This is a genomic window from Buchnera aphidicola (Uroleucon sonchi), from assembly GCF_011035165.1.
GTDB classification, from domain to species: domain Bacteria; phylum Pseudomonadota; class Gammaproteobacteria; order Enterobacterales; family Enterobacteriaceae; genus Buchnera; species Buchnera aphidicola_BE.
Window position 1 is genome coordinate 178,201 of the sequence record NZ_CP047588.1, and the last position, 25,042, is coordinate 203,242.

Sequence of the window (25,042 nt, forward strand, 5' to 3'; positions counted from 1 at the left end):
TTAATTTTATATAATATATATTATCTCAATTATTATTATTTTAACACATTATCACGACAAATAATATGAAATCTCTTTCTAATATTGATTTTTCTAAATTATCACTTTTGGATTCTATTATTATTTCTTCTCAAGCTATTCGAGAAGATTTTCCTGCGCATTGTGTTTTATCTGAATTGCAAAATAGAATAAAAGAAGCTAAATCTTATGTATCATCAGAATATGAACCTAGTAAAAAATTAGAAAAATTATTGAAATTGTTTTATATTCATTGGAATTTCGGTAGTGCCAATGGTATTTATAAACTTTCAGATGTGATATGGATTGATAATGTTTTAAAAACACGTCAAGGAACAGCAGTATCTCTTGGAGTACTTTTTTTACATATTGCTCAAGAATTGCAATTACCATTGAATCCAGTAGTATTTCCGACACAACTTATTTTAAGAGCAGATTGGATTAATGAGAAAAAATGGCTCATTAATCCATTTAATGGAGATATTTTAGATAAACATACATTAGAAGTATGGTTAAAAGGTAATATCAGCCCTACAGCAGAATTATATGAAAATGATTTATATAAATCTGAATCTATTACTGTAATCTGTAAAATGTTAAATACATTAAAATCTGCATTAATGGAAGAAAAAAATATGGAATTAGCATTAAATGTGACTAATTTATTATTACATATTAATCCTAATGATCCATATGAAATACGTGATCGTGGATTAATATATGCACATTTAGAATGTAATCATGTAGCATTGACGGATTTAATTTATTTTGTAGAACATTGTCCGGATGATCCTGTGAGTGAGATTATTAAAATTCAAATACATTCTATTGAACAAAAAAAAAATATATTACACTAAATAAAATTTATTGAGTAATTGGTAAACAACGTTTATGTAATGTTTTAAAGTAGATTTCTTCTATTTTTTTTTGTATTTTACAATCTATTTTTTTTCCTTCTAAGTAGGAATCAATAGAATTGTACGTAATTCCTAAAACAGATTCATCATCTTGTTGCGGATGATTATCTTCTAAATCAGCCATAGGTTTTTTAAAATATAGATTTTTGGGAGAATGTAATTCTTGTAATAATAAACGACCTTGTCTTTTATTTAACTTATAAATAGGATTAATATCTGTTCCACCATCTCCAAATTTTGTAAAAAATCCAGTTAAATGCTCTGCTGCATTTCCTGTTCCAACAACCAGACCTTGATTCATGGCAGCAATACTATATTGTACTTTCATTCTTTCGCGAGCTTTTTCATTACCGCGTACATAATCTGATATAATAATTCCTGATTTTTGTAAAGATTTTTCGCTTCTTAAGATTGATGGTTTAATGTTAATATTAAAAATTTGATCTGGTTTAATAAAATTTATTGCATCCTGACAGTCTTGTTCATCAGTTTGTATTCCATATGGCATTCTGACTGCAATAAATTTATAATTAATATTTTTTGTCTCATATCTTAATTGTTGAACAGTAATTTGGCATAATTTTCCTGTTAATGTAGAGTCTTGTCCTCCACTAATACCAACTATTAAAGATCTTAAAGTAATATTGTGTAGCAAATAATTTTTTAAAAAATTAACACAATTTTTAATTTCTATTTTAGGTATAATTTTTGGTTTAACTCCCATTAATTTTATAATTTCTTTTTGTATCATAATAATCTCGTAATCATTGAAAAATTAATTTTTAAAAGTGCTAGATTAACATAATGGATAATCAATTGAATAATTTAATTTTAGTTTTAAATTGTGGCAGTTCATCTATCAAATTTGCAATTTTAGATCCTATAAATAATATAAAATATTTATATGGTATTGTAGAATGTTTATTTTTATCAAATACATATATTAAATGGACATATTTAGACAAGAAATATAATAAAATAATAGGTTCAAATATGAATCATAGAGATGCTTTAAATTTTATTATAGATTATGTTTTATTAAAACAAAAAAATATTTGTAAAAAATTAATTGGCATAGGGCATAGAGTAGTGCATGGTGGTAGTCGAATTAAGCAATCTATTTTAATTGATGATTATGTAATTAATTGTATTCAAAATGCTACTTGTTTTGCTCCATTACATAATCCAGCAAATTTAATTGGTATTAAAACTATTATAGAAAAATATTCTATTTTATCTCATCGTAATGTTGCAGTTTTTGATACTTCTTTCTATCAAAATATGCCTGAAACTTCTTTTTTATATGCTATACCATATAAGTTTTATAAAAAATATGGCATTAGACGTTATGGAGCCCATGGTATTAGTCATAATTATATAGCTCATAAAACAGCTATTATTTTAAAAAAATCTTTTAATTCTTTAAATATTATTACGTGTCATTTAGGTAATGGATGTTCAATTTCAGCGATTTGTAATGGAGTATGTGTTGATACTTCTATGGGTTTAACTCCTTTAGAAGGATTGGTGATGGGAACACGTAGTGGAGATATAGATCCTTCAATAATTTTTTTTATGCACAAACAGCTTCATATAAGTATTAATGAAATTGAAAAAATTTTAAATCAAAAATCAGGGTTATTAGGTTTAAGTGAAATTAGTAGTGATTTCCGCTATTTTGAAAAAGCATATGATTCGGAAATAGAAGCTAAAAGAGCTGTTCAAGTTTTTTGTCATCGTTTATCTAAATATATAGCTAGTTATATGAGTTTAATGGGAAATCGTCTAGATGCAGTAGTATTTACTGGGGGTATCGGAGAAAATGTATCTTTCATTAGAGAATTAATTTTTTCTCAATTATCTTTATTAAATTTTAAAATTAATTTAACATTAAATCGTGTAACTATAGGAGGAAAGTCAGGATTAATTACTGAAAGCGCTTCTCATCCAGTATTTGTAATTCCAACAGATGAAGAATTAGCAATAGCTCAAGAAACTGTGCATATAATTAACAAAAAATTATTATAATAGTATTATATTATTTATATATTCAATATATAGGATTATTATGTCACGCATTATAATGTTAATCCCTTTAGATCAAAAAGTTGGTTTAAATACAGTTAGTTTAAGTATAATGTATTATTTTAATATAAAACAAAATAGTATTTATCATAATAAATCCAAAAAATCTATCTTGTATTTCTCTTGTATAAAAAATGAATTAGACTATAGCACATTCATTATTAATAAATATTTTTCAAACATAATTCATACTATAAAAGATATAGATTTTTCTAAATTACTTTTTCAATCTTCTGATTATTTATCTTTATTTACAAAAATTATGGATATTTGTCATCAACAACCAATGTTATATGAATTAATTTTCATTAAAGGTATTAATAAATATGATCATATTCATTCTGAAGAAATTAATTATGATCTTGCAATAAATTTAAATGCAGAAGTAATATTTGTGGATAATTTAAAAAATGATTCTATAAGTTATATTACAAACAAAGAAAAAAAAATTAATTTCTTTTTACATGAAAAAAAATATAAAAATATTTTAGGTATTATTTTTAATAAAATTCATGATCCTTTTTTAATAGAAAAACAATGTTCTTTCATAAAAAAATTAAGAATTTTAAAAGAATCTAAAAATCAAATAATAACAAGTATTATACCTAAAACATATTTTAAAAATAATTTTCTTAAAATTATTGCTTATATTCCATGGAATAGAAATATAATGCAAATACATGTATTAGATATTTTAAATTTTTTAAATATAAAATATATTCATTTAATCAATAAAAGCACTCATATTATAGAAGAAATTATGATATTTGATGAAAGTGATGAAAATATTTTAAGTAAAACATATTGCAATACTTTAATAATAATTTCTTTTAGTCGTATAGAAAATTTTATAGATATGATAAAATTATTAGATTTTAAAAAAAATAAAATTCGGTGCATAATATTAACTGGCACAGCAAAACTAAAAGAAAATATAATTTTTTCTTGTCAACTGTTAATCAAAAAATCTATTTCTATTTTTTTTACGAACAAAAATACAATTGAGATTTTATCAAAATTACACGATTTTGATTTTAATCTCAAAATGAAAGATAAAATATATATTAAGAAATTACAAAAATTTATTTCTAGCTTCTTTAATGTATTTGATAAAATACTTTTACATAAAAAAAATAAGACTATTAGTAAAACATATGCACCAAAAGAATTTTGTTATTATATAAAATTATTTTCTAGGAAAAAAAATAAACGCATTATATTACCTGAATCATATGAAGTGAGAATTTTACAAGCTACTTCAATATGTTATTCTGAAAAAATTGCTCAATGTATATTATTAGGAGATGCAAAAAAAATTTATCAAATAGCATATGATAATAATATTCATTTAAGTAAAAAAATTGAAATTATTAATCCTGATTTAGTAAAGAATAAATATATTTCTCGTCTTGTAGAACTTCGAAAAAATAAAGGAATGAATGAATATATTGCTGAAAAAAAAATAAAAGATAATAATATTTTAGCAACTTTAATATTAGAAGATAATCAAGTAGATGGTTTAGTTTCTGGATCAATTAATACAACATCGAATACTATACGTCCAGCTTTTCAGATCATCAAAACTTATCCTAATAATACTTTAGTTTCATCTATTTTTTTTATGTTGCTATCTAATTCAGTATTAATTTATGGTGATTGTGCTATTAATGTTGCTCCAAATGCAGAAGAATTAGCAAGTATTGCAATTCAATCAGCAGATTCTGCAAAAATTTTTAATATAGAACCACGTATTGCTATGTTATCTTATTCTACTGGTGACTCTGGAGCAGGATATCAAGTTGAAAAAGTAAGACAAGCTACTAATATTGTACGACACAAAAGACCTGATTTAATTATTGATGGACCTATTCAATACGACGCTGCTGTTTCAGAAACAATATCTCAATTAAAAGCACCATATTCACCGATTTTAGGATCGGCGAATATATTTATATTTCCAGATTTAAATTCTGGTAATATAGCTTATAAAGCAGTTCAACGTTCTGCAAATATTATTTCTATTGGTCCAATGTTACAAGGATTAAGAAAACCAGTAAATGATTTATCACGAGGAGCTTCAATTGAAGAAATCATTTACACTATTGCATTGACATCAATTCAAGCTAAATAAAAAAATTTTATATCTTAATTATAATATTACTATCAGGTTTACAGCAGCATGGAAGAATTTCTTTTTTGTTAAATAAAGCAGCCATCGGCTGTTTTATTAAGTAGTACACTTGTCCTTTTATTAAGTTAATTCTACATGAACCACAATATCCGGAACAGCATTGATGTTCTATGTAAATTTTATTTTTTTTTAATATAGACAAGAGTGAAAGATTGTTTTTGTACACAATTTTTTTATTAATATTAATTATTGTAATAGTATTGTATTTCATAGTTTGAATGTTTTAAATTCGTTATTAGATACTTCTGAATCAATTTGACCAACTAAATAAGAACTAATTTCTGTTTCTTGTGGAGCATTTTGTATATAATCAGAATTTAACCAATCATTAATCCAAGGAATCGGGTTGGATTGTTTTTTAAAAATTGTATCAAAACCTAATGCTTTCATGCGAATATTAGTAATATATTCTATATATTGAAATAAAATATCTTGATTTAATCCTAACATAGAACCATTTTGAAATAAATATTCAGCCCATTTTTTTTCTTGTTGTACAGCCAAAATAAATATATTAATTGCTTCTGTTTTAGATTCGAAAATAATATTTTTCATATTTTCATCATTTTCTATAGTATTTAAAATATTTAATATATGTTGAGTTCCTGTTAAATGCAATGCTTCATCACGTGCTATTAACCTAATAATTTTTGCATTTCCTTCCATAATTTCTCTTTCTGCAAATGCAAATGAACATGCAAAACTAACATAAAATCTAATTGCCTCTAAAACATTAACACTTACTAAACAGAGATATAATTTTTTTTTTAATAAATTTAAATTAATATTAATTTTTTTTTGATCAATTATATGACTGCTTTCTCCAAATAAATGCCAATAATTTGTAATTTTAATTAATTCATCATAATAAATAGAAATATTTTGTGATCGATCATTTATATGTTTATTAGATATAATATCATCAAATACTAAAGAAGGAGAGTTGAAAATATTTCTAATAATATGTGTATAAGAACGTGAGTGAATAGTTTCTGAAAATGACCATGTTTCAATCCATGTTTCTAATTCAGGAATAGAAACAATTGGTAGAAATGCTATGTTTGGACTTCTTCCTTGAATAGAATCAAGTAAGGTTTGATATTTTAAATTACTAATAAAAATATGTTTTTCATGATCTGGTAAATTTTGAAAATCTATTCTATCGCGAGATAAGTCAATTTCTTCCGGTCTCCAAAAAAATGATAATTGTTTTTCAATTAATTGTTCGAATATATTATATTTTTGTTGATCATATCGCGCAATATTAACAGGTTGTCCAAAAAACATGGGTTCTTCAAGTTGATTATTTTTTTTTTTCGAAAAAATTGTATAAGACATAATATTTTGCCTAATATTTAAGATAATTTTATATTATATATGCTATATAGTACATGAACCGTTGTCGCAAATATTTTCTGATACTGAATTAAATATAATATTTTGATGATCTTCAGAGCCATCACGAGTATTTTGATAATATAGGGTTTTAATGCCAAGCTTATAAGATAGAAGTAAATCGTATAATAGTTGCTTCATAGGAATCTTATTATTTGTAAATTTTTTTGGATCATAATTAGTATTGACTGAAATCGATTGATCAATAAATTTTTGCATAATGCTAACTAATTCTAAATATCCTGTATTATTAGGTATATTCCAAAGTAATTCATATTGTGATTTAAGTTTTTTGTATTCTGGTACTACTTGTCTTAATATTCCATCTTTTGATACCTTAATACTAATAAAACCTCTTGGAGGCTCAATACCATTAGTTGCATTAGCAATTTGAGAAGATGTTTCTGAAGGCATTAAAGCAGACAATGTTGAATTCCTTAAACCATATTTTTTAATTTTTAAACGTAATGCATCCCAATCTAAATGTAGCGGTTCATTACATATTGCATCAATATCTTTTTTATATGTATCAATAGGTAATTTTCCTAAATAATAATTAGTATGATGAAATAAAGCACATTTTCCTTTTTCTTTTGCTAATTCACAAGATGCATTTAATAAGTAATATTGTATTGCTTCAAAAGTTTTATGTGTTAAATTTTTTGCACTACCATCTGAATAACGAACTTTATTTTTAGCTAAATAATAAGCAAAATTTATTACACCGATTCCAAGAGAACGTCTTGATATAGCTGATTTTTTTGCCGCTAATATTGGATAATTTTGATATTCTAATATTTCATCAAGTGCGCGTACTGATAATATTGATAATTCTTTTAATTCTTTCAGATCTTGGATTAGTCCTAAATTTAATGCTGATAATGTACATAACGCAATTTCTCCTTTAGTATCATAAATATCATTCAATGCTTTAGTTGGTAAGGTAATTTCTAGACATAAATTAGATTGTTTGATTGGAGATAAGATAGGATTAAATGAGCTATGTGAATTACAATGATCGACATGTTGTATATAAATTCGTCCAGTTGAAGTTCTTTCCTGCATGATTAAAGAAAATAATTCTAATGCTTTAATAGTTTTTTTTCTTATTTTAGTATTCTTTTCATAATTTAAATATAATTCTTCAAATTTTTTTTGATTAGAAAAAAAAACTGTGTATAAATCAGGCACATCAGATGGACTAAATAATGTTATTATTCCTCTTGACAACATTCTTTCATACATTAATTTATTAATTTGTATTGCATAATCTAAATGACGTACTCTATTATCTTCTACTCCTCTATTATTTTTTAAGACTAATAAACTTTCTACTTCAAAATGCCAGATTGGATAGAAAATAGTTGCAGCCCCTCCCCTAACACCTCCTTGTGAGCATGATTTAACGGCACTTTGAAAATATTTATAAAAAGGTATACAACCGGTATGAAATGCTTCACCATTTCTAATTGAACTCCCTAATGCTCGAATTTGTCCAGCATTAATCCCGATTCCTGCACGTTGAGAAACATATTTTACAATAGCACTAGCAGTAGCATTAATAGAATTTAAATTATCAGCACATTCGATTAACACACAAGAACTAAATTGACGAGTTGGAGTTCTAACTCCAGACATAATTGGAGTTGGTAATGAGATTTTAAATGTTGAAATCGCATTATAAAAACGTTGAATATAATCCATACGAATATTTTTAGGATATTGAGAAAATATACATGCAGATATTAAAATATAAAGAAATTGCGCACTTTCATATATTTCACCACTAATACGATTTTGTATTAAATATTTACCTTCTAATTGCTTTACAGCAGCATATGAAAAATTCATGTCTCTCCAATGATCAATAAAAGAATCCATATATAAAAACTCTGAATGAGAATAGTTATATAATAATTTTTCATCATATTTGCCTAATGTGATCATTTTTTTTACATGATCATATAATTTTGGTGGTGTAAATTGACCATAAGCTTTTTTTCTTAAATGAAAAATAGCTAATCTTGCTGCCATATATTGATAGTCTGGTGTGTCTTGAGAAATTAAATCGGCTGCAGCTTTAATAATTGTTTCATGGATATTAATAGTTGTAATATTGTTATAAAATTGAATTCGAGAACATAGTTCTACTTGCGATATAGATACGTCATGTAATCCTTCTGATGCCCAATTTAATACTTTGTGAATTTTATCTAAATTAATTTTTTCTTTTCTTCCATCACGTTTAGTAACAAAAAGATTATTTTTCATAATAAATTTAACTTATTTTAAAAAGTATAAAGACATATTTATATTATTTATTATTAAAATAATGAATAAATAAATATCATTTATATAGGTTTAATAATTCTTTGTAAAGCAACTACTTGTTCTTTTTTTGATGTTCTTATCAATATAACTCCTTGTGTATTTCTTCCTAATATTCCGATTTCAGAAACTCGAATTCTTACCAATGTGCCTGCGTCAGTAATCATCATAATTTGATCTTGCTCAAATACTTGTATTGCTCCAATAATTTTTCCATTTTTTTTAGTAATTTTAATAGATATTACACCTTGTGTTGCACGTGATTTAATAGGAAAATCATCTACTTTTGTGCGTTTTCCATAACCATTTTCTGTTGCTATTAAAATAGATCCTTGATTTTCAGGGACTATTAATGACACTACTTTATCATTTTTTTTAATTTTAATTCCTTTTACTCCAGAAGCAGTTCTGCCCATAGTTCGAACGCTTTTTTCTAAAAATTGAACCACTTTACCATTTTGTGTAAATAACATGATGTTATTATTACCATTTGTTAAAGCGACTCCGATTAATTCATCATTAGGATGTAAATTAATAGCAATGATTCCAGAAAATCTAGGTTTTTTAAATTGCTTTAAAGAACTTTTTTTTACGATACCGTGAGCAGTAGTCATGAAAATATTTAAGTTATCTTGGTATTCATTTACTGGTAATATAGCAGTTATTCTTTCATTAGAACTTAATGGTAAAAGATTAACTATTGGTTTTCCTTTAGCATGTCTGCTTGATTCAGGTAATTGATATACTTTCATCCAATATAAAATACCTTTACTAGAAAAACATAATATAGTGTCATGTGTATTTACTATAACTAAACTTTCTATAAAATCTTGTTCTTTTATTTTTGCAGCTGATTTACCTTTTCCACCACGTCTTTGAGCATTATAATCAGAAAGAGGCTGATATTTAACATATCCTGAATGAGATAAAGTTACTACTACATTTTCTTGAGTAATTAAATCTTCGATATGAATATTAAGATGATTATTCGTAATTTGTGTTCGTCTTTTATCACTAAAATTATTTTGTATTAATAATAGTTCTGATTTAATAACATTTAACATGGAATTAGGATTATCAAGTATTTCTTTTAAGTCTTTTTTTCTTTTATTTAAATCATGATATTCTAAAAAAATTTTTTTTTGTTCTAAATTAGTTAGTTTATGTAAACGTAAGTCTAATATCGCTTGTGCTTGTATTGGACTAAAATAATATTTTTTTTGATCAGAGAGCGATTGTGTATTATTGTATTGAGATAATTTTATATCTTTTGATTTAGTAAAATGATATTTTTTAATATCTTCAGATATCCATTTTTTTTGAATTATTGCTTTTTTAGCATCTGCTGCATTACTTGATTTCTTGATGATATCAATGATAATATTAATATTTATAAATGCAGTGTTAAATCCTTCTAAAATATGAAGACGATTAGATATTTTATTTAATTCAAAAATACTACGTCTAATAATTATTTCTTTTCTGTGAGATAAAAAATTTTTTAATATTTCTTTTAATGATAAAACTTTTGGTTGTCCTTGGCATAATGCCACCATATTAATTCCAAAAGATATTTGAAGAGGTGTTAAAGAGTACAATTGATTTAAAATGATTTCAGATATTGATTCTTTTTTAACTTCTATAACGATTCTCATTCCGTCTTTATCAGATTCATCGCGTAAAGTAGAAATGCCATCAATTCTTTTATCTTTTACTAATTCTGCTATTTTTTCAATCAAACGTGATTTATTAACCTGATAAGGTATTTCATCAAATATAATAGATTCTTTGTTATTTTTTTTATTTTTTTCAATTTTATTACGCGCACGAATATAAATTTTACCTTTTCCTGTACGATACGCTTCTTCAATACCTAATGTTCCATGAATAATACCTGCTGTAGGAAAATCTGGTCCTGGAATATATTTAATAAGTTCTTGGAGAGTAATATGTTTATTATCAATATAAGCTAAACATCCATTAATTACTTCATGTAAATTATGAGGAGGAATATTTGTAGCCATACCAACAGCTATACCTGAAGAACCATTAATCAACAGATTAGGTATTTTTGCTGGTAGTATTTCAGGAATTTTTTCTGTTCCATCATAATTCGATAAAAATTCAACAGTATTTTTTTCCAAATCATTTAATAGTTCATGAGCTATTTTAGACATTCTAACTTCTGTATATCGCATAGCTGCAGCAGCATCACCATCTACCGATCCAAAATTGCCTTGACCATCAATTAGCATATAACGTAATGAAAAATTTTGAGCCATACGAACTATAGCATCATATACAGCAGAATCACCATGTGGGTGATATTTTCCTATAACATCTCCTACTACTCGAGCAGATTTTTTATATGCTTTATTCCAATCATTTTTTAAAACATACATTGCAAACAGTATTCTACGGTGAACCGGTTTTAAACCATCTCGTACATCAGGCAATGCTCGACCAATTATCACAGACATAGAATAGTCAAGATAAGATTTTTTTAATTCTTCTTCAATATTAACATGCATAATATCTTTTTCAGAATCTTTCATAGAACTTTTATCTCTTTAATAAAAAAAATAATTCAATTAAAAGTATAACATAATTAAACAGTTAGATGCATATAAAGACAATTATTCTTCATTTTTTAAATAATTTTATAAAAGATATTTTATAATAAATATATCTTTTATATTGTGTATTTTAAATGAAAGTATTAATATAAAATTGTTAAAAAGTAATATGATATAATATAATATATTAATTTAACTTAATACATAATGAGATATAATTTATGAAAGACGCAGAAAAGAATTTAATAGAAAATTTATTTTATCGTTTAAAACAAACTGAATTAAACTCATCTGAAAGAGATATATCTGCAGATAATTTAATTCACAATTTAGTTTCTAAACAACCTGCTTCTCCTTATTATATGACTCAAACAATCTTGATTCAAGAAACAGCTATTAAAAAAATGAGTATAAAAATTGAGGAGTTAGAAAAAAAGATTAATAATCTAAATTTAGATGAGTCTAATAAAAAACCTAGTTTTTTATCTAGTTTTTTTAAAACAAATCCTCATTTTAAATCTCAATCGCAATCTACGGATAATAGTATTTGGAAAAATAAAGAAAGCACTGCACAATCTAATTATGCCAATCATCCTAATAATTCTTATTCATCTGTTTCACCTACAGCAAATCATTCAATTAGTAATAATAGAAATAATGGTTTTTTAAGTAGCGCATTGCAAACTGCAACAGGTGTAGCTGGTGGTATGATTTTAGGGAATATGTTAATGAATGTGTTTAATCATAGCAAGCCAGAAGAAGAAATATTTGATACTGTTCATTCATCTTATACATCAGTATCAGATAATCATATAGAAGAAAATTTTTTTAATAATAATGATAAAAATGATTTAATCAGTGATAAAGAGAATAATATGCATTTAAATAAATATGAATCAGTCTCAGATGATTTTGAGGATAATAATACAGATAATTTTGATATAAATGATGATAATTTTATTTAAAAATGAATGTTATTTTTTTATAATTTCATTTTTTATGGTTTAATACTAAAAAAAATAAAGCCAGCATAAAATATTTTTGCTGACTTTAATTTTTTTTTAAGAATACTGACTTAAATATTTTGTGATTCCTTCAGAAGAAGTTTGTATACCCTGATCTCCTTTTTTCCAATTAGCTGGACAGACTTCTCCAAATTGATTATAAAAATCTAGCGCATCTACCATTCGTATCATGTCATGTATATTTCTACCAAATGGTAAATCATTAATAATTTGATGACGTACAATCCAATTAGAATCAATTAAAAATGATGCTCTTAATGCTACTCCTAATTTTGGATGTTCAATTCCATAAGATTTTTGAATGTCATGTTTGATATCAGACACCATAGGAAAATTAATTTTGCCAATACCACCATTTTTTGGTAATATTTTTTGCCATGCTTGATGAACAAATACACTATCAATAGATATGCCTACAACTTTAACATGTCTTGTTTGAAATTCTGAATAAAGTTGATTAAATTCTATAATTTCAGTAGGGCATACAAAAGTAAAATCCATAGGCCAAAAAAATAATATAATAGATTGACCATTTGCATATTTTTTTAGATCAAATGTTTCTATAATTTCACCATTTTTTAAGATTGCTGGAGCAATAAAGTTTGGAGCGGTTTGTGTGACTAAAATCATAATATGTTTTATCCTTATTTGATATAATATTTAAAAAGTATACTATTTATAGCAATATATAAATATTTATTATTTAAGTAATAATTATTACTCACAATGGGTATTTAATAAAATGAAATCAAATTTATCGTGGAAAAATTTACTATTTCAAGAAAAAAAAAAAGTATTTTATTGATATTATTAAATTTCTCAAAATATCACGTTCACAGAAGACTATTTATCCTCATCAAAAAGATATATTTAATGCATTTTCTTTAACAGATTTTAATGATATAAAAGTTGTTATTCTTGGACAAGATCCATATTTCTCTCCAAATCAAGCACATGGATTATCTTTTTCTGTTCCAAAATCTTCTAAGATTCCACCTTCTTTGAAAAATATATATAGAGAATTAAATAGTGATTTTAAAACACATGTTGTTTTTAAACACGGTTGTCTAATAAATTGGGCGAAGCAAGGTGTTTTTTTATTAAATACTATTTTAACAGTTGAATCAGGAAAACCAAAATCACATCATTCAATAGGATGGCATATTTTTACTGATAAAGTGATTTCTATAATTAATCAATATAGAAGTTCTATTATTTTTTTATTATGGGGGAATGATGCACAAAAAAAATCTATTTTAATTGATCCTGATAATCATTATATACTAAAAGCATCTCATCCTTCTCCTTTATCAGCACATCGTGGTTTTTTGGGATGTAAACATTTTTCTTTAACAAATAAAATTTTGTTAAAATGCAGTAAAGCACCAATTAATTGGTTTGCAATTTAAAATATTATTAAAATATTTTAAATTAAAAAATATTATTCATAATAAATAATTAATTATTTTTCGCAATAGTTACAAGAGCTTTACGTAATATTATTTTATTAAATGTTAATCCATGTTTTTTAATAGAAAGAATATGATTAGGTAGTATATTTGAAGATGGTTCGATTAAAATAGCATTATGTAATTCAGGATTGAATATTTCATTTTTTTTACCTTCGATTTTTACGCCTAATTTATATAATATATTTAATAAAGATTGTAATGTTAAATTAATTCCTTCTACTAGAGGAATATCTTTTTTTTCTAATGAATGAGATAACATTACAATATCTTCTAAAATATCTATAATTGGAATCATTGTTTTTAAAAATTTTTCCAGCTCATATTGTTTAATATTTTTTATTTTTTCATATGTGTTTTTTTTTATATTCTCCATATTTGCTAATTTGCGTAATTTAATATCATTAATTTTATTTTTATTTTGCAATAATTGTAATTTTAAATCTTCTATTTTTTTATTGTTACATGTAATTATATTATTAATATTTTTTAATTGATTTGTGGTGTTTTTTTTATTTAAATTATTATTCATACAATTACCATTTTAAATATTCAGTATGAAGTTATTATAAGGTTTATAATTAATCTTTCAAGGTTATTTATTATAATATAAAATATATTATATTTTATTGGAATTTTTATGTAATGAAGCAATATTTTAATTCTATCGGTATTGTTGGACGTCCACGTTATACTAGTGCATTAATTACTCATAAAAAATTATATACATGGTTAATAAAATATGGTTATGATGTTGTTATTGAATCTTCTATTGCTCAAGAATTAAGATTAGATAATGCAAAAACAGCTACATTAGTTGAAATTGGACAATTGTGTGATTTAGCTATCATAATAGGAGGAGATGGTAATTTACTATGCGCAGCACGTATTTTATCATTTTATAATATCAAAATTATTGGAATTAATCGAGGTAACTTAGGTTTTTTAACTGATTTAAATCCAGAAACTAGTCTTCAAAAACTCTCAGAAGTATTATCTGGAGAATATTTTTTAGAAAATCGTTTTATATTAGATGTAAAAATTTGTAAAAAAAATATTGTCTCTAAAACTACTATAGCAATTAATGAAGCAGTATTACATACACAAAAATTAGCTCATATGATAGAATTTGAAGTATATATTGATAATAAATTTTCTTTTGCTCAAAGGGCAGATGGATTAATCATTTCTACACCAACAGGGTCAACTGGTTATTCGCTTTCAGCTGGAGGCCCAATTATTGAAACATCTTTAGAAGCGATTGTATTAGTTCCAATGTTTCCACATACTTTATCTGCTCGTCCTGTAGTAATTCATAGTAATAGTGTTATTTGTTTAAAATTTTCTAATATTGAAAAAAACTTAAAAATTAGTTGCGATAGTCAAAATATTTTAACGATCAAAAAAAATGAAAGTGTATTTATTCGTCGCAGTAGTTATTATTTAAATCTTATTCATCCTAAAAGTTATAATTATTTTCAAACATTAAATTCTAAATTAAACTGGTCTAAAAAATTTTTTTAAATATTGAAATAAAATTTAATATACTGTTATTTTTAATTATGCTTACAATTATATTAGTATTTTATATTAAATCATAAAAAAATATTTTTTATAAATTATTTAATATATTAAAATTTAAAATAATAATATATATTATAAAAATATATTTTTATACAATCATATTTCTATATATTGTTTTTGGAGCTGGCGGGATTCGAACCCGCGTCCAAAATTTCGACGAATAAAGTACTACATGCTTAGTTTTTTATATAAATTTCATTATCTAATTTGAAAAAACGCATTTTAGATACATAGCTTGTAATATCATTTCCGTGTCACCGTCAAGCTTAATGCCCACGTTTTCTCTTTTTTATGACTTTCCTATGTTCTATTCCTAAAGAGGGAGGCTAAGAAGGAAAGGCTTTAAAACAGTTTTTTAAGCTGCTAAAGCGTATTTATTTTGATTATTTGCAGCTATTTTTTTACGGTTTTTTTCGAGGCAAACCGTTCCTCGGCATGCACTTTACTTTGTTGATAATTTTGTCAAATCCAAAAACAGCCCCGTGTACAATATTTAGTATTGCAAAAAAAAATATTTTTGTCTATTAATTATTATATTTTTAAAAAAATTTTTATATAATATTTTTATAAAATATATATTATATAATTTTATAAAATGGAAATAAATATGAATGTTATTGAAAAAATTCAAAATCAAATTAAAAATAATATAATTTTGATTTATATGAAAGGCACACCTCAATCTCCTAGCTGTGGTTTCTCTGCTCAAGCAGTACAAGCTTTATCTGCGTGTGGTCAAAAATTTGCTTATATTGATGTATTAGAAAATGAAGATATTAGAAATGCATTACCAAAATATGCTAATTGGCCAACATTTCCTCAATTATGGATTGACGGAGAATTAATTGGTGGTTGTAGCATCATACTAGAAATGCTAGAAAATGGTACATTAAAAAAATTAATATCAAAAAAAATGAAAGATATATAGAATTATCTCAAGTAGTATTTATTTTAATATATAGCAATATATAAATAATCAAGATATGACATTAAATAAAAATTTTATATTTTAAATTTTAATTACTAATGTCATATCTTTTTATTCACATATCATATGTTATTATTTTTTGATTAAATGAATAGGCCATCCACCTAACCGTTTCCAACGATTAACTAATTCACAAAAAAGATTAGCAGTTTGTAAAGTATCATATAATGCAGAATGTGCTTGATTATTATCAAATGATAATCCAATAGCTTTACAAGCTTTAGCTAATACCGTTTGACCTACTACTAAACCACTTAATGACGCTGTATCAAATGTTGCAAATGGATGAAAAGGATTATTTTTTATGTTTGATCTATTAATAGCAGCCATTAAAAAATTATGATCAAAATTCGCATTATGCGCTACAACAATTCCTCGACTACATCCTGCTATTTTAATTCCTTCATTGACTATATCAAATATAGATTGAATAGCTTGTTTTTCAGTAATAGCGCCACGTAATGGATTAAATGGATCAATTTTATTAAAAGCTATTGCATCAGAGTTAATAATAGATCCTTCAAATGGTTTAATATGAAAATGTGATGTATTTTCTTTATGTAACCATCCTAAATTATCCATTTTTAACGTAATCATTGCAATTTCTAATACTGCATCAGTATTAGCATTAAATCCTGCAGTTTCAATATCGATAACAACTGGATAAAATGTACGAAATCGATTACTTAATAAATTGAATGCTTGAGTTGTAGACATCAAAATCTCATTTTTAAAACATTTAGTGTTTGATATAATTATTTTTTATACATTTACGATTATATTTTTAAGACTTTAAAAAAATATATATTATGATTATAATAAAATATTTTATAAGTGTACTATAATTTACAAAAATATTTAATCGTTAATTCAATACTTTTATAAAATTGAATAACAATTCAATTACAATCATAATGGAAAAATAAAATGAGTTATGTTCTTCCTGCTTTACCGTATTCATATAATGCATTAGAACCTTTTTTTGATGAAAAAACCATGAAAATTCATCATACCAAACATCATCAAAACTACATCAATAATACTAATGCTATTTTAGAAAATACAACTTTTTCTTCTTTATCTATTGATGAATTAATTTCTATTTTTAATGAAATTATTTTAGATAATAAAAATACATTACGTAATAACGCTGGTGGACATATTAATCATTGTTTTTTTTGGGAAAGTTTAAAAATTGGAACTGTTGTAACTAAGACATTTAAACTAGAAATAGAAAAACAATTTAATACTTTTGAAGATTTTAAAAAACAGTTTGAATCAGCTGCTCTTAATCATTTTGGGTCTGGATGGGTATGGTTAGTTAATCAAAATGGTGTATTATCTATAGTTTCTACTATTAATCAAGATACTCCATTAATGGGGGAAAAAATATCTAATACTTATGGAAATCCTATTATTGGTTTAGATTTATGGGAACATGCATATTATTTAAAATATCAAAATAGACGATTAGATTATATTAAGGCTTTTTGGAATGTGGTTAATTGGGAAAGAGCATCTGATTTATTAGAACAATAATTAATTTATTTTAATATAAAATTAATTTTTTATATTTTTAAATTTAATGTAAATTAATATATATTTTTCTTAAAAAACATATAATGTATATTATATGTTTTTTAATGTATTTCAAACATATAGTAAATTATATAATTATTTATAAATTAAAGGATTTTTTTTGAGTCATATTAAAATGATAGTAGGATTATCTAATCCCAAAAAACAATATCATAATACACGTCATAATGTTGGTTCGTGGTATATTTATTCTTTAGCTAAATATTATTCACAGAATTTAAAAAAAGAAGATAAATTTTTTGGTTTTACTTCTGTTGGTAAAATAAAATCATATTATATTCGTTTGCTGATACCAAATATTTTTATGAATATCAATGGTCATTCTATATTTAAAATGGCATCATTTTATAATCTTCATTTAAATGAAATTTTAATAGTACATGATGATTTAGAATTAGCTCCAGGTACTATAAAATTCAAATATAGTTATGGTCATAATGGACACAATGGACTAAGAAATATTATTAATACTTTTAATAAAAAAATAAATTTTGCTCGCTTTCGAATTGGAATTGGTCGTCCAAAAGATAGAAAAAAAGTAGCTGAGTTTGTTTTATCTAAGCCGATACGAGAAGAGATAATTTTAATTCAGCAATCAATTGAAAATGCTATAAAACAAGAATTTTTAATCGATTATCTAATAATATAATTTAATAATATTTTGTATTTTGAAGGCATATAAAATATGGGTTTTAAATGTGGTATTATCGGTTTACCTAATGTTGGTAAATCAACTTTATTTAATATTTTAACAAAAGGTAATTCAGCAATTGCTAATTTTCCATTTTGTACTATTAAACCAAATATAGGAATTGTCGCAGTTTTTGATAAACGTATTAATAATCTTGCTAAAGTTATTCAGCCAAAAAAAATAATTAATGCTTCTATAGAATTTATCGATATTGCCGGTTTAGTAAAAGGAGCTTCTCAAGGAGAAGGATTAGGAAATCAATTTTTAAATAATATAAGAGAAACACACGCTTTAGCGCATGTTGTACGTTGTTTTAAAAACGATAATATTACTCATGTATATAATAAAATTAATCCTATTGAAGATATAGATACTATTAATACTGAGCTAATATTAGCTGATTTTGATGTATGTGAAAATACAATATTACAATTAAAAAAAAAAACTATATTCCAAAGTAAGAATATAGATCAAAAAATATATATTTTACAAAAATGTCTGAAACATTTAAAAAGTTTCTCAATGTTAAAGACATTAGATTTAAATCAAGATGAAAAAAAAATGATTCATCATTTACGTTTTTTAACTATTAAACCTACTATGTATATTGCTAATATTAATGAAGAAAAAGAATCTAAATATTTTTTAAATAAACTATATGAAAGAGCAAATAAAGAACAATCTACAGTAATTCCAATTCATGCACATCTAGAATTAGACTTAGTAAATATGAATACTGATGAACAAAAATCTTTTATGAAAGCTTATAATATTCAAACATTAAGCTTAAAAAATATTATCTCTTCTGGATATAAACTATTAAATTTAATTACTTTTTTTACTGCCGGTAAAAAAGAAATTCGCGCATGGCCAATTTTAAATGGATCAACTAGTATTCAAGCAGCGCATAAAATACATAGTGATTTTAGTAAAGGATTTATTAGAGCTCAAATTATTAAATATGTAGATTTTATAAAATATAAAAATGAAAATAAAATTAAAGAAATAGGAAAATTTAAAATAGAAGGTAAAGAATATCAGATTAAAGATGGTGATATTATTCATTTTTTATTTAATATTTAAAAATTATTAATATTTAAAATACGTATATAATATTATTTTTAGAGAGGAAAATATTTCTTTTTATCCTCTCTATATTATATTATTGATCTAATAAAAATTGTTTTAATTTTTTAAAGTCAGGGTTAATATTATAAGATAATAATGGTAAATTAATTCGATTTTTTAGTGCATTAGGTAATATAATTTTATGATTTAGTATTTTTTCTACAGTATTTTTAAATTTAGATGGATGCGCAGTTCCTAAAAATAAACCAAATTCTTCTTGTTTTAATTGATCTCGTAATAATTGATATGCTATTGCAGCATGTGGTTCTGATGTATAACCTAATTTAAATAATTCTTTTAATGCGTTTTTTGTAGTTTCATCAGATACACTGCCAAATCTTAATTCTTTTAAATTCCATTGCTTTCTATTAAATAACTCTTCAATTCTAGGCCAATTATTAGGCTGACTAATATCCATTGCATTAGATATAGTAGATATAGTTTTGTTAGGACTCCATATTCCACTAGAAAGAAATCTTGGCACTGTATCATTTGAATTAGTGCATGCTATAAATGATTTAATTGGTAAACCAAGTGCTTTAGACAATAAACCAGCTGTTAAATTACCAAAATTACCGCATGGGACAGATATAACTAAGTTTTTTCTTTTTTTCTCAGATAATAAAGAAAAAGCTTCAAAATAATAACAAATTTGAGCTAATAATCTGCTAATATTAATAGAATTAGCTGAATTCAGTCCTATTAACTCCTTTAGTTTTTTATCATTAAAAGCTTCTTTAACTAATTTTTGACAGTCATCAAAACTACCATTAATTGATATAGTTTTTATATTCTCTCCTAGAGTGCAAAATAGTTTTTCTTGTAAATAACTAATTTTACCTTTTGGATATAAAATAATTACTCGAACATTTTGCATTTTATAAAATGCATGTGCAACTGCTGCTCCTGTATCGCCTGATGTAGCAGTTAAAATTGTGACAGATTCATGTTTTTTGTTCATTAATAATATCATTTGAGCCATAAAACGAGCTCCAAAATCTTTAAATGCTAATGTTGGTCCGTGAAATAGTTCTAAGCAATCTATGTTTTTTGTAATATTTACTTTTAATGGACGTGTAAATGAAAATGCTTCTTGAACATGTTGATGTAATTGTTTTTTAGATATTTCATGATGAATAAATTTTGCAAGTATTTCAGTGCTACGTGTAATAAAATCCATATTTAATATTTTTAATAATTCAACAGGCTTGAAAGCAGGCAATTCAACTGGAAAAAATAATCCTTGTTTTTGTCCTAATCCTAATTTTACAGCTTTTTCAAAGTTGACTATTTCTTGGTGATATTTTAAATTATACAGTTTCATTTTTTATCCTATTTTTCGTGCACCTTTTAAATCTAAAAAACAAATATGAACGAATCCTATATTATTTTGTAAATAATTATTTTTTAACCATAAAGATATTTTTTTAGCTATACATATATCATCAGAAATTGAAAAAATAGCAGGTCCTGAACCAGATATTCCGCAACTTATTGCTCCAATTTTTTTTATATTTTCTTTCACTTTTAAAAAATTAGGTAGTAATTTCATACGATATGGTTCTGCTATAAAATCTTGCATTAAATGTGCTGCTAATTGAGGTTGTTGACTGTATGATGCATGAATAAATCCAGATAAATAACGACTATTTTTAATACAAATTTCTTTTGTATATTGTTTTGGGAGTATTTTTCTTGCTTCTGAAGTAGAAATATTAATACCTGGCCAAGCTATTATCCAAAACCAATTTTTAAAATGTGGTATTTTTTGACTAATGATTTTCGAATCTTCTAATATTAATTGTAATCCTCCAAGATAAGATGGAGCAACATTATCATAATGTATACTTCCTGATATTTCTCCTTCTATTTCTCCCATAAGAAATAGCAATTCACTAGCATTTAAAGGTTTATTAGATATTTCATTCATTGCTACTAAAGTAGCTACTATTGAGCATGCGCTAGATCCTAATCCTGATCCAATTGGCATATTTTTTTCCAGTATAATAGATACAGGAATATTTTTTTTTATAAATTGGCAAAATTTCAACCAGCATTTCCAAACAATATTATTTTTAATATTTCGGGGTAATTGGTTAGCAAATATACCTTTATTAACTAATTTAAATTGTGTTGATAATTTTATTGTTACAAAATCACCCAATAAATCGCCATTAATGGGCACAATTGCCGCACCTAAAATATCAAATCCTACTCCTACATTGCCAATAGAAGCTGGTGCATAAATTTTAATCATTAATATTGTCCTAATATTTTTATGATAACGTACGTAATAAGTCGGAAAATACTCCAGATGCTGTTACATCATTACCTGCGCCGTAACCTCTTAATACTAGAGGTATAGGTTGATAATAATTAGTATAGAATGCTAGCGCATTTTCACCATTTTTAACTTTATATAATGGGTCATTAATATTGACTTCTTCTATCTTAATAAAAAATTGGTTTGGATCTTCTATTGTTGCAACAAATCTTAATACATTATTACGTTTTAATGCTGTATTAATTTTTCTTGAAAATATTAAATCTAATTTTTGTAAATTTAATAAAAATTCATCAATATCTTGATTATTTTCAAATATTTCTGGTAATAACGGTTCAATTTTAATATCTTTTAATTCTATGTCATATCCAAATTCACGAGCAAGAATAAGCAATTTTCTAGCCACATCAATTCCCGATAAATCGTCACATGGATTTGGTTCAGTAAATCCTAATTTTTTAGCTTCTTTAGTAGCTTGAGATAATAAACTTCCTTCTTCTAATCGTCCAAAAATATAAGATAAAGAACCAGATAATATTCCTTTAAAACGAATTAAGGTATCTCCTGTTTGAAACAAATTTTTAATAGTTTCTATTACTGGTAATCCTGCTCCTACATTAGTTTCATAAAAAAATTTATTATTTGTTGTCGTAATCGCTTTTCTTATTTTTTTATAATAATGTAATTGACTTGTATTAGCTTTTTTATTTGATGTAACTACATGAAAGTTATTATGAAGAAAGTCCACATATTTTTCTGATAATACTTGATCAGATGTGCAATCTATTATAACTGAATTAGATAAATTATTTTTTTTAATTAAATGATTTAATATTTTCATATTAAATGTTTTAGCATATTGTTGAAAATTGTTTTTCCAATTAGATAAACTAATTGTATTATCGAAATATAATATTTTTTTTGAATTCGCAATTGCACATATTTTAATAACTATATTTTTCTTATTTAAATATTCTCGTTGTTTTAATATTTGTTTAATTAATGTGCTACCTATTCCACCTATTCCAATTAAAAAAACATGAATTATCTTTTTATGACTAAATATTTGACAATGAATATTTTGCACGGCCTGTAAAATATTTTCTTGATTAATTACAAGTGAAATAGAATTTTCAGACGCACCTTGTGAGATAGCAAAAATATTAATTTTTGATTTATTTAAAGTAGAAAAAATTTTTGACAATATATCGTATTGTCTATGAATATTAGATCCTATTACAGATAGAATAGATAAATTTTTTTGTATTTTAAAAGATTTTAATAATTTATTTTTTAATTCTAATTTAAATTCTTCATTAAATAAATATAGAATTTTTGAAACGTCTTTTTCTGATATAAATAAATTGATTTTATTTTCTGAATATGATTGAGTAATTAAAAAAATTTTAATTTTTTCTCTTAGTATTGTGCTAAATATACGTGGAGTTATATTTCTTAAATCTTGCATGTAATTTTCAGAGATATTTAACATTGCTATATAGTTGAGATGAGTTACACCTTTGACAATATATCTATCAGAATCATGTGTATTGCAAATTAAAGTGCCTTTTGATTGAATATTATTAGTGTTTTTAATCCAACAAGGAATATTAAACTGTGAAATAGGTATAATGGTTCGAGGATGCAATACTTTAGCGCCAAAATAAGATAGCTCTATTGCTTCTTGATATGATATATATTGTAATAAGTATGGATTTGAGATTATATTAGGATCTCCAGTTAATACTCCATCTACATCTGTCCAAATTTCACAACATTGTGCATTTAAACAAACAGCTAAAATAGCTGCAGAATAATCAGAACCATTTCGTCCTAACACTATTAATTCTTGATTTTGATTTCCAGCAATAAAACCAGACATTAAAATAATTGTATTTTGTGCTATTTTCAGTTTACTAATGTATTTCTTTGAATCATCTATATTAATAGTAGCATCTAAGTAACCATGACTACATGATATAAAACTTTTTACAGGATCAATTATAGTAATATCATAACTTTTTGCTTGAAGAATACTTTGCATAATTAATACAGAAAGAATTTCGCCACGAGAAACAATAATTGCATGAATATTATCTGGACATTGTTGTAATAAAGTAATGCCATGTATTATATTTCTTAATTGATTAAATTCTTTTTGAATAATTTTTTTTGTTTCTTTATATAAGAAATTTTTTTGAAGATTAGAAATGTTGTTAATTAATTCAATAAATATATTTTCTGTTAAATTAATTTTTTCTAACATTTTATCGTGTTTATCTATATTTTCAGCAATATTTACAAGATGATTAGTAATTTTAGCAGGAGCTGATAGCACAACTGCAATTTGATCAGTTATGATATTTTTTTCTATAATATTAGCAACGCATAAAAATTTTTCTGCATTAGCTAATGATGTTCCACCGAATTTTAATACTTTCATATTTTATCATTCCTTATATTTTTATCATAAAAACCCGCTTTCTAATATGAGCAAGTAGTTTTTAAAAAAATAATCTGAGCCTACATCATGATTAGTTATAGTAATTAGGATAGCTATTCTAGTGAAGAGGTTATGAATAGATATTAATATTGTTTTATTACAACATAAAAGTTTTTTAATTTATTCATAGTATTTTTGATAAAAATTTTATATGTAGTAGAAATATTTTTTAGCAATAATAATTTTTATTACAGAAAAAATATTATATAAATTATATTTTCAGAAATATAGAATATATATATTTGAATATTTAAAAAATTT

At 24.3% G+C, this 25,042-nt stretch carries 20 protein-coding genes, 1 other RNA gene and 1 pseudogene; 10 read left to right on the top strand and 12 right to left on the bottom strand.

What is annotated here, in order from left to right:
- Nucleotides 1-65 precede the first annotated feature (65 nt).
- Nucleotides 66-875, top strand: a complete 810-nt coding sequence (gene sirB1, locus GUU85_RS00810) for an invasion regulator SirB1 (protein WP_163119079.1) — start codon at nucleotides 66-68, stop codon at nucleotides 873-875.
- Between the two features lie 7 nt (nucleotides 876-882).
- Here sirB1 and nadE read toward each other — a convergent pair whose 3' ends face one another.
- Nucleotides 883-1,689 (bottom strand): ammonia-dependent NAD(+) synthetase, encoded by an 807-nt coding sequence (gene nadE / locus GUU85_RS00815; protein ID WP_163119770.1) that lies wholly within the window; start codon nucleotides 1,687-1,689, stop codon nucleotides 883-885.
- 50 nt (nucleotides 1,690-1,739) lie between these two features.
- Between nadE and GUU85_RS00820 the strand changes: the two genes are divergently transcribed.
- The gene (locus GUU85_RS00820) at nucleotides 1,740-2,963 is read left to right on the top strand and encodes an acetate kinase (protein WP_163119081.1); all 1,224 of its coding nucleotides are present in this window, start codon (nucleotides 1,740-1,742) and stop codon (nucleotides 2,961-2,963) included.
- Nucleotides 2,964-3,003: 40 nt separating this feature from the next.
- Nucleotides 3,004-5,151, top strand: a complete 2,148-nt coding sequence (pta, locus tag GUU85_RS00825) for a phosphate acetyltransferase (protein ID WP_163119083.1) — start codon at nucleotides 3,004-3,006, stop codon at nucleotides 5,149-5,151.
- Between the two features lie 7 nt (nucleotides 5,152-5,158).
- On the opposite strand, the gene yfaE is transcribed toward pta, so the two are convergent.
- From yfaE to gyrA, 4 genes are all read right to left on the bottom strand, one after another.
- Entirely contained in the window at nucleotides 5,159-5,422 is a 264-nt protein-coding gene (gene yfaE / locus GUU85_RS00830; RefSeq protein WP_163119084.1) for a class I ribonucleotide reductase maintenance protein YfaE, read from the bottom strand.
- Nucleotides 5,419-6,549: a class Ia ribonucleoside-diphosphate reductase subunit beta gene (gene nrdB, locus GUU85_RS00835; protein ID WP_163119086.1), complete on the bottom strand. Its 1,131-nt coding sequence runs from the start codon at nucleotides 6,547-6,549 to the stop codon at nucleotides 5,419-5,421. The genes yfaE and nrdB overlap by 4 nt, the downstream gene beginning before the upstream one ends.
- A 42-nt stretch (nucleotides 6,550-6,591) precedes the next feature.
- Nucleotides 6,592-8,877 carry a class 1a ribonucleoside-diphosphate reductase subunit alpha gene (gene nrdA, locus GUU85_RS00840; protein ID WP_163119088.1) on the bottom strand — a complete coding sequence of 762 codons (2,286 nt, stop codon included), beginning with the start codon at nucleotides 8,875-8,877 and terminating at the stop codon, nucleotides 6,592-6,594.
- 80 nt (nucleotides 8,878-8,957) lie between these two features.
- On the bottom strand, nucleotides 8,958-11,489 hold the full coding sequence (gyrA, locus tag GUU85_RS00845) for a DNA topoisomerase (ATP-hydrolyzing) subunit A (protein ID WP_163119090.1): 2,532 nt from the start codon (nucleotides 11,487-11,489) through the stop codon (nucleotides 8,958-8,960).
- 242 nt (nucleotides 11,490-11,731) lie between these two features.
- On the opposite strand from gyrA, the gene GUU85_RS00850 reads away from it, so the two are divergent.
- Nucleotides 11,732-12,475 (top strand): DUF2076 domain-containing protein, encoded by a 744-nt coding sequence (locus GUU85_RS00850; protein ID WP_163119092.1) that lies wholly within the window; start codon nucleotides 11,732-11,734, stop codon nucleotides 12,473-12,475.
- A 96-nt stretch (nucleotides 12,476-12,571) separates the two neighbouring features.
- Here GUU85_RS00850 and GUU85_RS00855 read toward each other — a convergent pair whose 3' ends face one another.
- Nucleotides 12,572-13,165 carry a redoxin domain-containing protein gene (locus tag GUU85_RS00855; protein WP_163119094.1) on the bottom strand — a complete coding sequence of 198 codons (594 nt, stop codon included), beginning with the start codon at nucleotides 13,163-13,165 and terminating at the stop codon, nucleotides 12,572-12,574.
- A gap of 112 nt (nucleotides 13,166-13,277) precedes the next feature.
- On the opposite strand from GUU85_RS00855, the pseudogene ung reads away from it, so the two are divergent.
- Nucleotides 13,278-13,944, top strand: a pseudogene (gene ung, locus GUU85_RS00860) (uracil-DNA glycosylase).
- A gap of 49 nt (nucleotides 13,945-13,993) precedes the next feature.
- On the opposite strand, the gene GUU85_RS00865 reads toward ung, so the two are convergent.
- Entirely contained in the window at nucleotides 13,994-14,536 is a 543-nt protein-coding gene (locus tag GUU85_RS00865) for a nucleotide exchange factor GrpE (RefSeq protein ID WP_163119096.1), read from the bottom strand.
- Between the two features lie 113 nt (nucleotides 14,537-14,649).
- On the opposite strand from GUU85_RS00865, the gene nadK reads away from it, so the two are divergent.
- Complete coding sequence (gene nadK, locus GUU85_RS00870; protein WP_163119098.1) at nucleotides 14,650-15,528, top strand: NAD(+) kinase; 879 nt, start codon at nucleotides 14,650-14,652, stop codon at nucleotides 15,526-15,528.
- A gap of 175 nt (nucleotides 15,529-15,703) precedes the next feature.
- Here nadK and ssrA read toward each other — a convergent pair.
- Nucleotides 15,704-16,070: a transfer-messenger RNA gene (gene ssrA, locus GUU85_RS00875) on the bottom strand.
- A gap of 125 nt (nucleotides 16,071-16,195) precedes the next feature.
- On the opposite strand from ssrA, the gene grxD reads away from it, so the two are divergent.
- Nucleotides 16,196-16,516, top strand: coding sequence for a Grx4 family monothiol glutaredoxin (gene grxD / locus GUU85_RS00880; RefSeq protein WP_163119100.1), 321 nt, complete (start codon nucleotides 16,196-16,198; stop codon nucleotides 16,514-16,516).
- 132 nt (nucleotides 16,517-16,648) lie between these two features.
- On the opposite strand, the gene rnt is transcribed toward grxD, so the two are convergent.
- Complete coding sequence (rnt, locus tag GUU85_RS00885; RefSeq protein ID WP_163119102.1) at nucleotides 16,649-17,293, bottom strand: ribonuclease T; 645 nt, start codon at nucleotides 17,291-17,293, stop codon at nucleotides 16,649-16,651.
- Between the two features lie 210 nt (nucleotides 17,294-17,503).
- Here rnt and GUU85_RS00890 point away from each other — a divergent pair, with 210 nt between their 5' ends.
- From GUU85_RS00890 to ychF, 3 genes are all read left to right on the top strand, one after another.
- Nucleotides 17,504-18,115, top strand: a complete 612-nt coding sequence (locus tag GUU85_RS00890; RefSeq protein WP_163119104.1) for a Fe-Mn family superoxide dismutase — start codon at nucleotides 17,504-17,506, stop codon at nucleotides 18,113-18,115.
- A gap of 175 nt (nucleotides 18,116-18,290) precedes the next feature.
- Entirely contained in the window at nucleotides 18,291-18,824 is a 534-nt protein-coding gene (gene pth / locus GUU85_RS00895; RefSeq protein ID WP_163119774.1) for an aminoacyl-tRNA hydrolase, read from the top strand.
- A 36-nt stretch (nucleotides 18,825-18,860) separates the two neighbouring features.
- Nucleotides 18,861-19,949 carry a redox-regulated ATPase YchF gene (gene ychF, locus GUU85_RS00900; RefSeq protein ID WP_163119106.1) on the top strand — a complete coding sequence of 363 codons (1,089 nt, stop codon included), beginning with the start codon at nucleotides 18,861-18,863 and terminating at the stop codon, nucleotides 19,947-19,949.
- A 79-nt stretch (nucleotides 19,950-20,028) separates the two neighbouring features.
- Here the strand turns inward: ychF and thrC are convergent, their stop codons facing one another.
- Genes thrC through thrA form a run of 3 tightly spaced genes read right to left on the bottom strand, consistent with a single transcriptional unit; the run spans nucleotide 20,029 to nucleotide 24,721 of the window.
- Complete coding sequence (gene thrC / locus GUU85_RS00905; protein WP_163119108.1) at nucleotides 20,029-21,318, bottom strand: threonine synthase; 1,290 nt, start codon at nucleotides 21,316-21,318, stop codon at nucleotides 20,029-20,031.
- A 3-nt stretch (nucleotides 21,319-21,321) separates the two neighbouring features.
- Nucleotides 21,322-22,251, bottom strand: a complete 930-nt coding sequence (thrB, locus tag GUU85_RS00910) for a homoserine kinase (protein ID WP_163119110.1) — start codon at nucleotides 22,249-22,251, stop codon at nucleotides 21,322-21,324.
- Nucleotides 22,252-22,270: 19 nt separating this feature from the next.
- Nucleotides 22,271-24,721 (bottom strand): bifunctional aspartate kinase/homoserine dehydrogenase I, encoded by a 2,451-nt coding sequence (gene thrA, locus GUU85_RS00915; protein ID WP_163119112.1) that lies wholly within the window; start codon nucleotides 24,719-24,721, stop codon nucleotides 22,271-22,273.
- Between the last annotated feature and the right edge of the window lie 321 nt (nucleotides 24,722-25,042).

Bases quoted from the DNA above. Each gene is read 5' to 3' on its own strand.
- ychF (WP_163119106.1), top strand. From the start codon at position 18,861: ATGGGTTTTAAATGTGGTATTATCGGTTTACCTAATGTTGGTAAATCA.
- GUU85_RS00865 (WP_163119096.1), bottom strand. From the start codon at position 14,536: ATGAATAATAATTTAAATAAAAAAAACACCACAAATCAATTAAAAAAT.
- pta (WP_163119083.1), top strand. From the start codon at position 3,004: ATGTCACGCATTATAATGTTAATCCCTTTAGATCAAAAAGTTGGTTTA.
- sirB1 (WP_163119079.1), top strand. From the start codon at position 66: ATGAAATCTCTTTCTAATATTGATTTTTCTAAATTATCACTTTTGGAT.
- GUU85_RS00850 (WP_163119092.1), top strand. From the start codon at position 11,732: ATGAAAGACGCAGAAAAGAATTTAATAGAAAATTTATTTTATCGTTTA.
- GUU85_RS00855 (WP_163119094.1), bottom strand. From the start codon at position 13,165: ATGATTTTAGTCACACAAACCGCTCCAAACTTTATTGCTCCAGCAATC.
- GUU85_RS00820 (WP_163119081.1), top strand. From the start codon at position 1,740: ATGGATAATCAATTGAATAATTTAATTTTAGTTTTAAATTGTGGCAGT.
- pth (WP_163119774.1), top strand. From the start codon at position 18,291: ATGATAGTAGGATTATCTAATCCCAAAAAACAATATCATAATACACGT.
- thrA (WP_163119112.1), bottom strand. From the start codon at position 24,721: ATGAAAGTATTAAAATTCGGTGGAACATCATTAGCTAATGCAGAAAAA.
- thrC (WP_163119108.1), bottom strand. From the start codon at position 21,318: ATGAAACTGTATAATTTAAAATATCACCAAGAAATAGTCAACTTTGAA.
- nrdB (WP_163119086.1), bottom strand. From the start codon at position 6,549: ATGTCTTATACAATTTTTTCGAAAAAAAAAAATAATCAACTTGAAGAA.
- gyrA (WP_163119090.1), bottom strand. From the start codon at position 11,489: ATGAAAGATTCTGAAAAAGATATTATGCATGTTAATATTGAAGAAGAA.
- GUU85_RS00890 (WP_163119104.1), top strand. From the start codon at position 17,504: ATGAGTTATGTTCTTCCTGCTTTACCGTATTCATATAATGCATTAGAA.
- nrdA (WP_163119088.1), bottom strand. From the start codon at position 8,877: ATGAAAAATAATCTTTTTGTTACTAAACGTGATGGAAGAAAAGAAAAA.
- rnt (WP_163119102.1), bottom strand. From the start codon at position 17,293: ATGTCTACAACTCAAGCATTCAATTTATTAAGTAATCGATTTCGTACA.
- yfaE (WP_163119084.1), bottom strand. From the start codon at position 5,422: ATGAAATACAATACTATTACAATAATTAATATTAATAAAAAAATTGTG.
- grxD (WP_163119100.1), top strand. From the start codon at position 16,196: ATGAATGTTATTGAAAAAATTCAAAATCAAATTAAAAATAATATAATT.
- nadK (WP_163119098.1), top strand. From the start codon at position 14,650: ATGAAGCAATATTTTAATTCTATCGGTATTGTTGGACGTCCACGTTAT.
- thrB (WP_163119110.1), bottom strand. From the start codon at position 22,251: ATGATTAAAATTTATGCACCAGCTTCTATTGGCAATGTAGGAGTAGGA.